The sequence below is a fragment of the Dyella sp. genome, assembly GCF_035685885.1.
In the GTDB taxonomy this organism is placed as follows: Bacteria; Pseudomonadota; Gammaproteobacteria; order Xanthomonadales; family Rhodanobacteraceae; genus Dyella.
Genome location: NZ_DASRZX010000106.1, coordinates 64,764 through 73,631, shown reverse-complemented (window position 1 = coordinate 73,631; position 8,868 = coordinate 64,764). Strand labels below are relative to the sequence as shown.

8 protein-coding genes and 5 tRNA genes are annotated in these 8,868 nt (G+C 61.5%); 10 read left to right on the top strand and 3 right to left on the bottom strand.

Features of this window, described 5'->3' with window-relative positions; genetic code table 11:
* Window positions 1-42: 42 nt before the first annotated feature.
* Window positions 43-339, bottom strand: coding sequence for a ribosome assembly RNA-binding protein YhbY (gene yhbY, locus VFG49_RS12870; RefSeq protein ID WP_324861085.1), 297 nt, complete (start codon window positions 337-339; stop codon window positions 43-45).
* Between the two features lie 83 nt (window positions 340-422).
* Here yhbY and rlmE point away from each other — a divergent pair, with 83 nt between their 5' ends.
* From rlmE to VFG49_RS12835, 7 genes are all read left to right on the top strand, one after another.
* Window positions 423-1,073 (top strand): 23S rRNA (uridine(2552)-2'-O)-methyltransferase RlmE, encoded by a 651-nt coding sequence (rlmE, locus tag VFG49_RS12865; RefSeq protein ID WP_324861089.1) that lies wholly within the window; start codon window positions 423-425, stop codon window positions 1,071-1,073.
* The gene (gene ftsH / locus VFG49_RS12860; RefSeq protein ID WP_324861083.1) at window positions 1,070-3,019 is read left to right on the top strand and encodes an ATP-dependent zinc metalloprotease FtsH; all 1,950 of its coding nucleotides are present in this window, start codon (window positions 1,070-1,072) and stop codon (window positions 3,017-3,019) included. The genes rlmE and ftsH overlap by 4 nt, the downstream gene beginning before the upstream one ends.
* A gap of 380 nt (window positions 3,020-3,399) precedes the next feature.
* A tRNA-Arg gene (locus VFG49_RS12855) sits at window positions 3,400-3,476 on the top strand.
* A gap of 173 nt (window positions 3,477-3,649) precedes the next feature.
* Window positions 3,650-3,726 (top strand) — tRNA-Pro (locus tag VFG49_RS12850).
* Between the two features lie 25 nt (window positions 3,727-3,751).
* Window positions 3,752-3,828: transfer RNA gene (locus VFG49_RS12845), tRNA-Arg, on the top strand.
* A 14-nt stretch (window positions 3,829-3,842) separates the two neighbouring features.
* Window positions 3,843-3,919, top strand: a tRNA-His gene (locus VFG49_RS12840).
* Window positions 3,920-3,948: 29 nt separating this feature from the next.
* Window positions 3,949-4,024: transfer RNA gene (locus VFG49_RS12835), tRNA-Lys, on the top strand.
* A 219-nt stretch (window positions 4,025-4,243) separates the two neighbouring features.
* Here VFG49_RS12835 and VFG49_RS12830 read toward each other — a convergent pair.
* Window positions 4,244-4,660, bottom strand: coding sequence for a hypothetical protein (locus VFG49_RS12830; protein WP_324861081.1), 417 nt, complete (start codon window positions 4,658-4,660; stop codon window positions 4,244-4,246).
* A gap of 30 nt (window positions 4,661-4,690) precedes the next feature.
* Window positions 4,691-5,491: an SDR family oxidoreductase gene (locus VFG49_RS12825; protein ID WP_324861079.1), complete on the bottom strand. Its 801-nt coding sequence runs from the start codon at window positions 5,489-5,491 to the stop codon at window positions 4,691-4,693.
* A 326-nt stretch (window positions 5,492-5,817) separates the two neighbouring features.
* On the opposite strand from VFG49_RS12825, the gene VFG49_RS12820 reads away from it, so the two are divergent.
* Genes VFG49_RS12820 through VFG49_RS12810 form a run of 3 tightly spaced genes read left to right on the top strand, consistent with a single transcriptional unit; the run spans window position 5,818 to window position 8,807 of the window.
* Window positions 5,818-6,441, top strand: a complete 624-nt coding sequence (locus VFG49_RS12820; RefSeq protein WP_324861077.1) for an XrtA/PEP-CTERM system exopolysaccharide export protein — start codon at window positions 5,818-5,820, stop codon at window positions 6,439-6,441.
* A gap of 39 nt (window positions 6,442-6,480) precedes the next feature.
* Entirely contained in the window at window positions 6,481-8,025 is a 1,545-nt protein-coding gene (locus tag VFG49_RS12815; protein WP_324861076.1) for an XrtA system polysaccharide chain length determinant, read from the top strand.
* Window positions 8,026-8,027: 2 nt separating this feature from the next.
* Complete coding sequence (locus tag VFG49_RS12810; RefSeq protein ID WP_324861074.1) at window positions 8,028-8,807, top strand: polysaccharide biosynthesis protein; 780 nt, start codon at window positions 8,028-8,030, stop codon at window positions 8,805-8,807.
* The last annotated feature ends 61 nt before the right edge of the window (window positions 8,808-8,868 follow it).

Below are 8,868 nucleotides of genomic sequence, written 5' to 3'. Positions count from 1 at the left end.
GCACGAACAGGTAACTGCCGGGACGATCGAGCGAAAGATCCATCAGCGGGGCAGGGCGAGCTTGGGCTCGTCCTCGTTGCGGCGGAACAGCACCACGATGTGGCCGATCTGCTGGACGCTTTCCGACTTCGTGCCTTCCGCGAGGAAGTCGATCTGTTGCTGGCGCTCGTCCTTGTCGCCGCCCGAAAGCTTCACCTTCACCAGTTCATGGTGGGACAAGGCCAGGTCCAGCTCCTTGACCACGGCGTCGGTCGCACCCTTGGCGCCAAGCAGGATGACGGGATGGAGATCGTGGGCAAGGCTGCGCAGGTAACGGCGCTGCGAGGGAGAAAGTGCCATGCGTTCAGTCTCGGATTCACTGCGATAGGACCGCAAAGGGTATCATGCAGCTCTCTTCCCCGTATCTGTGGCCGTTGCCGACCATGTCTCGCAGCAAAAGCAGTTCCCGCTGGCTGCGGGAGCACTTCGATGATGTTTATGTGAAAAAGGCCCAGGCCGAGGGCCTGCGTTCGCGTGCCGTCTACAAGCTGGAGGAGCTGATCGACAAGGATCGGCTGCTCAAGCCCGGCATGCGGGTGGTGGACCTGGGCGCCGCGCCGGGCGGGTGGTCGCAGCTGGTGCGCCAGCGCTTGGGCGACACCGGGACGGTGATCGCCATGGACATCCTGCCCATGCAGGGCATCGGCGGCGTGGATTTCCTGCAGGGCGATTTTCGCGAGGAAACGGTCCTGCGCGAGTTGGAAGGTCGCCTGCAGGGCCAGCAGGTCGATCTTGTGCTCTCTGATATGGCCCCCAATATGAGTGGCGTGGCCTTGGCCGATCAGATCCGGGCGATGGACCTGGCCGACCTGGCGCTGGATTTCAGCCGGCAATGGCTCAAACCAGGCGGCTCGTTCCTGATCAAGTTGTTCCAGGGGACAGGCTTTGACGAATACATACGCAGCTTGCGCGCAGACTTCAGCCGCGTAACGATGCGTAAACCTAAGGCTTCCCGCGCGCGTTCGAGGGAAGTGTATGCATTAGCCATGGGACGAAAGGTCCATGGCGGGCAATCGGGCGAGAACCGTGCATGAATGAAATGGCGAAAAACCTGCTGCTCTGGCTGATCATCGCAGTCGTACTGCTGACGGTGTTCCAGAGCTTCAATCCGCATGGCGCGTCCTCCTCGGATCTGCCTTACAGCAGCTTTGTGCAGAGCGTGGACAACGGCAACGTGGCTTCGGCCACGCTTAGCGCCGACCAGCCGGCCACCATCAGCGGCAAGCTGAAGGATGGCAGCGCGTTCCGCACCGTCGCGCCGTTCCTGGGCTGGTCCACCAATACGGTGGTCAAGCAGATGCAGGACAAGGGCGTTGAAGTGCGCCAGGAGCCGTCCAACAACGGCTTCTCGCTGCTGGGCCTGTTGCTCAATTGGCTGCCGATCATCCTGATCGTGGGCGTGTTCATCTGGTTCATGCGCCAGATGCAGGCCGGTGCGGGTGGCCGGGGCGCCATGAGCTTCGGCCGTTCGCGCGCCAAGCTGCAGGGCGAGGACCAGATCAAGGTCAACTTCAGCGACGTCGCCGGCTGCGACGAAGCCAAGGAAGAAGTGGGCGAGCTGGTCGAGTTCCTGCGCGATCCGGGCAAGTTCCAGAAGCTAGGTGGCAAGATTCCCCGCGGCGTGCTGATGGTGGGCCCGCCGGGTACCGGCAAGACCCTGCTGGCCAAGGCCATTGCGGGCGAGGCGAAGGTGCCGTTCTTCTCCATCTCCGGCTCCGACTTCGTCGAGATGTTCGTGGGCGTCGGCGCCAGCCGCGTGCGCGACATGTTCGAGCAGGCCAAGAAGCACGCACCGTGCATCATCTTCATCGACGAAATCGACGCCGTCGGCCGCCATCGTGGCGCCGGCCTGGGCGGCGGTCACGACGAACGCGAGCAGACCCTCAACCAGTTGCTGGTCGAGATGGACGGCTTCGAAGGCACCGAGGGCGTCATCGTCATCGCCGCGACCAATCGTCCGGACGTGCTCGATCCTGCGCTGCTGCGCCCGGGTCGCTTCGATCGCCAGGTGACGGTGGGCCTGCCGGACGTAAAGGGCCGCGAGCAGATCCTCAAGGTACACATGCGCCGCGTGCCGACCGCGCCGGACGTCGACCCGATGACTATTGCGCGTGGCACGCCTGGGTTCTCCGGTGCGGATCTCGCCAACCTGGTCAATGAGGCCGCGCTGTTCGCCGCACGTGAGAACGCCCGCGACGTGCGCATGAGCCACCTCGACAAGGCTCGCGACAAGATCCTGATGGGCACCGAGCGCCGCTCGATGGCCATGAGCGAGGACGAGAAGAAGTTGACGGCCTATCACGAGGCCGGTCACGCCATCGTGGGTCGCCTCGTGCCCGAACACGATCCGGTCTACAAGGTGACGATCATCCCGCGCGGTCGCGCGCTGGGCGTGACCATGTATCTGCCCGAAGGCGACAAGTACAGCATCAATCGCGTGGCCATCCAGTCGCAGCTGTGCTCGCTGTATGGCGGCCGCGTGGCCGAAGCGTTGATCTTCGGCGAGGACAAAGTCACCACCGGTGCCTCCAATGACATCGAGCGCGCCACCAAGATGGCCCGCAACATGGCCACCAAATGGGGTCTGTCAGAAAAGCTCGGTCCCGTGACCTATGGCGAGGAAGAGGACGAAGTGTTCCTTGGTCGCGCGGTGACGCAGCACAAGAACGTCTCCAACGAGACCGCACGCAAGATCGACGAGGAAGTGCGCGACATTCTCGAGCGTGCATATGCACGCACCAAGCAGCTGTTGACCGAAAATATCGACAAGCTGCACGTGATGGCCGATGCACTTCTGCAGTACGAGACGATCGATGCACACCAGATCGACGACATCATGAATGGTCGCGTGCCTGGCCCGCCGGCGGATTGGTCGAAGAACTCCACGACCAGCTCCACGCCGCCGCCTCCGCCGCCGCGTGGTGACGCAGGCGCCAAGGTGGGCGATCCGGCGACGCAAAGCCGCATGGCCGATCGCTAAGCGAGTCGAGTTATAAGAAGAAAGGCGGCTCATGTGGCCGCCTTTCTCTTGCCTGTTCATCCCGTTCGCTGATGAGCGCATGCTTCCTGCGCGCTGAGCAGCGCGTGGTGATGATCAGATGGCGAGGTTGCGCGCGCAGTTCCATAAGAGGAGCTGCATGGAAAATAATTCACCGGCAGGTATGGCCGAATGTGAAAAGGCTCGCTAAACTAGCCTGCTCAGGTGACGTGCTTTCACCGCCGAAGATGAAGATTCTTCAAGGGCGATGAAAAAAATATGAAAAAAAGTATTGACGCGCTAACCTTGAACCTGAATAATTCCGCTTCTGGCTTCGGCGCTTTCCAGTACGATGGTTAAGCGACAAGCTAAAGTTTAAAAACGCGCCCGTAGCTCAGTTGGATAGAGTACCAGGCTACGAACTTGGTGGTCGGGAGTTCGAATCTCTCCGGGCGCGCCATTTAAAAGCAAGTTGTGATGTTCGCATCATGATTTGCGCCGCAAAGCAGTGGATCGCCAAGCGGACCGAACAAGAGTTGAAGTTCGGTGTGCTTTGATACGGATTGACTAGGCTAAGCGTCACCCGTAGCATTTCAAAGCTTCAGCCCGCCTCGGCGGTTGAGGGTTCGAAATCGGGGTATAGCTCAGCCTGGTAGAGCGCCAGCTTTGGGAGCTGGAAGTCGTGGGTTCGAATCCCTCTGCCCCGACCAGCAGGTGTTCAGCACGTAGTGCGATGCGCCTGTAGCTCAACCGGATAGAGCATCGGCCTTCTAAGCCGACGGTTGCAGGTTCGATTCCTGTCGGGCGCGCCAATTCAAGATTTGCGGTGGATGTAGCTCAGCTGGTTAGAGCATCGGATTGTGATTCCGAGGGTCGTGGGTTCGAGTCCCATCTTCCACCCCAGTTGAACGCGTAAGTACAAACAGTTTTATGGGCCGTTAGCTCAGTTGGTAGAGCAGTTGACTCTTAATCAATTGGTCGAAAGTTCGAATCTTTCACGGCCCACCAATTGAATCAGGCGCTTAGAGCAATCTAAGCGCCTTTTTCTTTGCTTGCGATTTACGCGAAGAAGTAGCTTGACGTGTGTGGCTCCCATGGAAGCCCAGGGGCGGTGCAGGCCTTGCACTGGCTGGATGACGAAGTAGCCAACGTATCCCAGGAAAGTGATTGCATCGTGCAACCCCGCCCACCGAGGTGGCGGCGCACAGCGAATGACCTTGCGTGCGATCAATGCCTCGACGTGTCCGCAACCGTGCAAATCAGGCCGCCGGCCGATTGATAGGACAGTTCCAGATTGCCGTCTTTCACGATCCAGTGATTGGACTCGGATAGCTGGTCGATCAGGCGGGGGGCCTTTGCCTTGGCTACGCCGGCGACGGCGCTCAGCAGTTCCGTGCATGCGGCCCTGGCCAAGGGGGCGGGCGCCATCACCATCCAGCTTCGCTTGTCGGGGTCGTAGATCACCCACAGGCCCGTGCCGGAACGCATGACGTTGGCGTTGCCTTGTGTCTCAAGACGCAGTGCGGGATCTGGCACATCGGCGTTCCATTTCGGAAGCACGTTGGAAGGGTCGTCTGAAATCTTGTAATGGCTGCAGCCTGCGAGCACCGCCGTGCACAGCAGTGCGAAGAACGCGCGCTTCATCGTTGCTCTTATCATGAAGGATGCCAAGGTTCACTTGTACTGCATCTTGATGGTCATGCCGCCGTCGACGACGAAGCATTGGCCGGTGACGAAGCCCGATTGCGGTGACAGCAGATAGACGGCCAGGGCGCCGATGTCCTCCGGCGCGCCGACGCGTCCTGCCGGGTGTTGCGCATGGTCGCGGCGCGAGAGTTTTGGCATCGCGCGCTGATCGGGACGGCGCCACGCATCCGTGGCAATCCAGCCGGGAAGGATGGCGTTGGTGCGAACGTGAGGACCTGCGCTGACGGCTAGCGCGTGCGTGAGCGCCACGAGGCCGCCCTTGCTGGCCGCATAGGCTTCGGTATCCGGTTCCGATTGCAGCGCGCGAGTGGAAGCGATGTTGACGATGCCACCGCGACGTTTCTGCAAGTCCGTCATCGCGTGTTTGCAGCAGAGGAATGCACCGGTGAGGTTGGTGGCGATGTAACGGTTCCAATCGGCCAGCGTGAGTTCTGCGATGGGTGCAGCGTGTGGTTGGGCGATGCCGGCATTGTTGACCAGACCATCGATGCGACCGAAGTGCTTCTTTGCTGAAGCGATCCAGCGAATGACGCTGGCCTCTCGCGCCACGTCGAGCACGAAAAAGTGTGCTCGCTTGCCTACGTCCCACTCTTCAATGCATGCGCGGCCTGCCTCGGCATCCCGGTCGCCGATACAGACGTTTCCTCCGGCGCCCAAAACCGCCTGCGCAATGCCACGGCCGATGCCCTGGGCGCCGCCCGTAATCAGCACGGTCTTTTCCCTGAGCGGTTCGGCGTCGAACGGGGTGATGGCAGGTGCCTCTTGCATGATGTTTTTCCGCGAGTTGTAACGGTGATGAAACAGTGGGGCGACGGGGTCGCCTGGTACTTCATGACCCTCTCTTTCCGGCCATCAGCCAAACGGTCTAAACCTGTCGAGGCCCTGGTCGGCGGTCGTTTCGCCAAATCTGGCCGTGCGACTTGGCCTGTCGACATTGCCTGCCGGGCTGTCTGCGAGGCGTCGAAAGCGCGACGCGTTTTCTTTGCGAATCCATGTGCGTCAAGTCATAGAACGAATGGTTTTGTCAAGTTCGTTTTTCGCTTGGATATACTCGATCGTGACGTCCATCACGTTTTTAATTCAGGGGCCGGACCATGGAACGCTTTCGACAGTTACTCATCTTGTGCACCTGCCTGTTGCTCGCCGCTTGTGCCACGGGCCGCGGTTCAACCGAAGCGCCGAAGGTCGATCCTGCCGCGCAGGCTGTCACCACGTATCGCATCGGCGTGGACGATCAGTTGCAGATCACCGTGTGGCACAACCCTGATCTGAGCGTCAGCGTGCCGGTGCGTCCGGACGGCAAGATCACGGTGCCGCTGATCGGCGATGTGACGGCCGGCGGCAAGACGCCAGAAGAAGTGGCGGCGGAGATCAAGGACAAGCTGCAGTCCTACGTGCGTGATCCACAGGTCGCTGTGATCCTCACCGAGTTGCGCAGCCACGAATACCTGTCGCGCGTGCGCGTCACCGGGGCCGTTCGTTCGCCAGTGTCCATCCCCTATCGCCAGGGCATGACGGTGCTGGATGCCGTGCTGGCGGCCGGTGGCACCACGGAATTTGCAGCACCGGATCGCACCGAGCTGTATCGCAAGACCGGCGACGGCGTGACCACGCCATATGCCGTGCGGCTGGACAAGGTGCTGCAGAACGGAGACCTGACGACCAACTATCCCGTCCAGCCGGGTGACGTGGTCACCGTGCCGCTGCGCGCTTTCTGAGACCTGGATGTTTCTGGAGCGAGGGACTGAGGGGGAAGTATGACCGGGGAACTCACGCCACTTGCAAGCATGTTGCCGGCCCTGGTGAGCGAGGCTCGCCGCCGGCGCCTGGGCATCGGCATCGTGTTTGCCTTCATTGCCCTGGCTGCGCTGGTGACCGGGGTGCTTTGGCCCAAGAAGTTCGAAGCCTCCACCACCATCCTCGCCCAGGAAAGCAGCATCATCTCGCCGCTGATGGAAGGCGCAGCGCAGGCCACCGCGAACAAGAACCGCGCAAGCATCGCGCGTGACGTGATTTTCAGCCGCAAGGTGATGGACCAGATCCTGGTGGCTGGTGGCTGGGCGGCCTCGCATCCCAATCCGGTCGAGCAGGACCGCGTCATTGAGGGCATCAAGTCGCGCACCCGAGTGCAGACAGAACGCGACAACCTGATCACCATCAGTTATTTCGATACTGATGCCAAGCGTACTTACGAGGTGACGCGCCAGTTCGCGCAGCTGTTCATCAGCGAGAGTCTGGCCTCCAAGCAGCGAGAGAGCCGCGAAGCCTATGAGTTCATCAACAGCCAGGTCGAGGCGTACCGCAAGAAACTGACCGACGCCGAAGACAAGCTCAAGTCCTACCGCGATACCAACGACGATGCGCGCCCTGGCAGCGAAGCGGACACGAATGCTCGCATCAGCCAGTTGCGTGGCCAGATCGAACAGGCGCGCATGGACCTGATGGAGCGGCGCTCGCAGGAGGGGTCGCTGGCCTCGCAACTGACCGGCGAGTCGGAAGTGAGTACGGTGCAGACCGTTGGCGGCATCTACGACACGCAGATGGCTGACCTGCAGGCACAGTTGGACAAGCTGCTGCTCACCTACACCGAGGAATATCCGGACGTGGTCCGGATACGCCACCAAATGCAGGATCTGCGCCAGCAAATGGCCCAGGAGGACCAGCGCAAGGCAGCCTCTCAACTGTCAGGCACGCCGACCACGCTGGACAGCCGCGTGCAATTCAATCCGGCTTACCAGCAGATCAAGACTCAGCTGGCAAACGCCCGTGCCTCCAGTGCCGCGGCGTCGGCACGGCTGGGCGCGAGCGAATCGATGCTGCAGACGGAGCTGCAGCGCAGCGCGCGTATCGCCAATTCCGAAAACGTGACTGCAGAGCTGACCCGCGACTACAACGTGAACCGTGACGTCTACCAGGACTTGTTGAAGCGCCGCGAAAACGCGCGCGTTTCCATGAACCTGGATGCCGAGCAGCGAGGCCTGACCTTCCTGGTGCAGAACCCCGCGGTGATGCCGCTGATGCCGTCAGGTCTGCGCTTCATGCACTTCAGCCTGGCAGGCATCGCGCTGGCGCTGGCGGTGCCGATCGGACTGTTGCTGGCGCTGGTGAAGCTTGATCCGCGCGTACGTTCCGTCGAGCGCGTGGAGCAGGCTACAGGGTTCGTGGTGTTGGCAGCGATTCCGTTTTATCCCACGCCCGCAGACCGGCGTCGCGATCGCCGCCACAACCTGTTCCTGCTGGTCGTGGTGGCGGGCATCGCCGCGGTCTATCTGGCCGCGTTCTGGCTGAGGCTCAAGCAATGAACATGAAAGACGAGGATGCTTCCGGCGTCGAAGACAATTTCGAGAATGTGCTGGAAGAGGCGGCCCGCAACATGCAGCATCACAGCACGCCCGGCCACTCCATCGCGCGGATGAACGATGGCAGCCACGAGCTGGTGCCGTTGCAGCTGGAAGAACGCCGGCTGATCCATCGCGAGGAATCGGTGCGGCGCCAGTCGGATGCGTTCCGTGAAATCCGCACGCGCCTGCTCGGCATCGCGGGACAGCAGAATTTCGTCACGCTGGTGGTATCGGTCAGCCCGCGCTCGGGCGGCAGTTTCGTCGCGCGCAACCTGGCGGCGGCGTTTGCGTTCGACGAGGCCAAGACCAGCCTGCTGATCGACTGCAACCTGCGCTACCCGAGCCAGCACCGGGCGTTGGGCGTAGAGCCTGCGAGCGGTGGCCTGATCGACTTCCTCGAACAGCCTTCGCTAGGCATCGAGCCGGTGCTCTATAACACCGGTATTCCGCGCGTACGGCTGATCCCGGCAGGCAAGGCACGCGAGAACAGCGGGGAATATTTTTCTTCCTACCGCATGCGCACAATGCTCGATTCGCTGCGCTGCCGCTATCCCGATCGCTACCTGTTCCTCGATGGTCCCGCCATCAAGGGTTCGCCGGACGCCCGCATTCTGTCGGACCTGGCCGACTTCGTGGTGGTGGTGGTGGGCTATGGGCGCGATACGCCGGCGGCGATCAGCCAGGCAGTGACCAATTTCGACCCTGGGAAACTGGCCGGGGTGGTGTTCAACCACATGCCGTGAGGGGCGTGCCGCCTGTGACCGGGGCGAATCCTGCGACGACCAATCCAGTTGGGGGAAGGAC

Bases quoted from the DNA above. Each gene is read 5' to 3' on its own strand.
- VFG49_RS12825 (WP_324861079.1), bottom strand. From the start codon at position 5,491: ATGCAAGAGGCACCTGCCATCACCCCGTTCGACGCCGAACCGCTCAGG.
- VFG49_RS12830 (WP_324861081.1), bottom strand. From the start codon at position 4,660: ATGAAGCGCGCGTTCTTCGCACTGCTGTGCACGGCGGTGCTCGCAGGC.
- VFG49_RS12810 (WP_324861074.1), top strand. From the start codon at position 8,028: ATGAAAGACGAGGATGCTTCCGGCGTCGAAGACAATTTCGAGAATGTG.
- ftsH (WP_324861083.1), top strand. From the start codon at position 1,070: ATGAATGAAATGGCGAAAAACCTGCTGCTCTGGCTGATCATCGCAGTC.
- rlmE (WP_324861089.1), top strand. From the start codon at position 423: ATGTCTCGCAGCAAAAGCAGTTCCCGCTGGCTGCGGGAGCACTTCGAT.
- VFG49_RS12815 (WP_324861076.1), top strand. From the start codon at position 6,481: ATGACCGGGGAACTCACGCCACTTGCAAGCATGTTGCCGGCCCTGGTG.
- yhbY (WP_324861085.1), bottom strand. From the start codon at position 339: ATGGCACTTTCTCCCTCGCAGCGCCGTTACCTGCGCAGCCTTGCCCAC.
- VFG49_RS12820 (WP_324861077.1), top strand. From the start codon at position 5,818: ATGGAACGCTTTCGACAGTTACTCATCTTGTGCACCTGCCTGTTGCTC.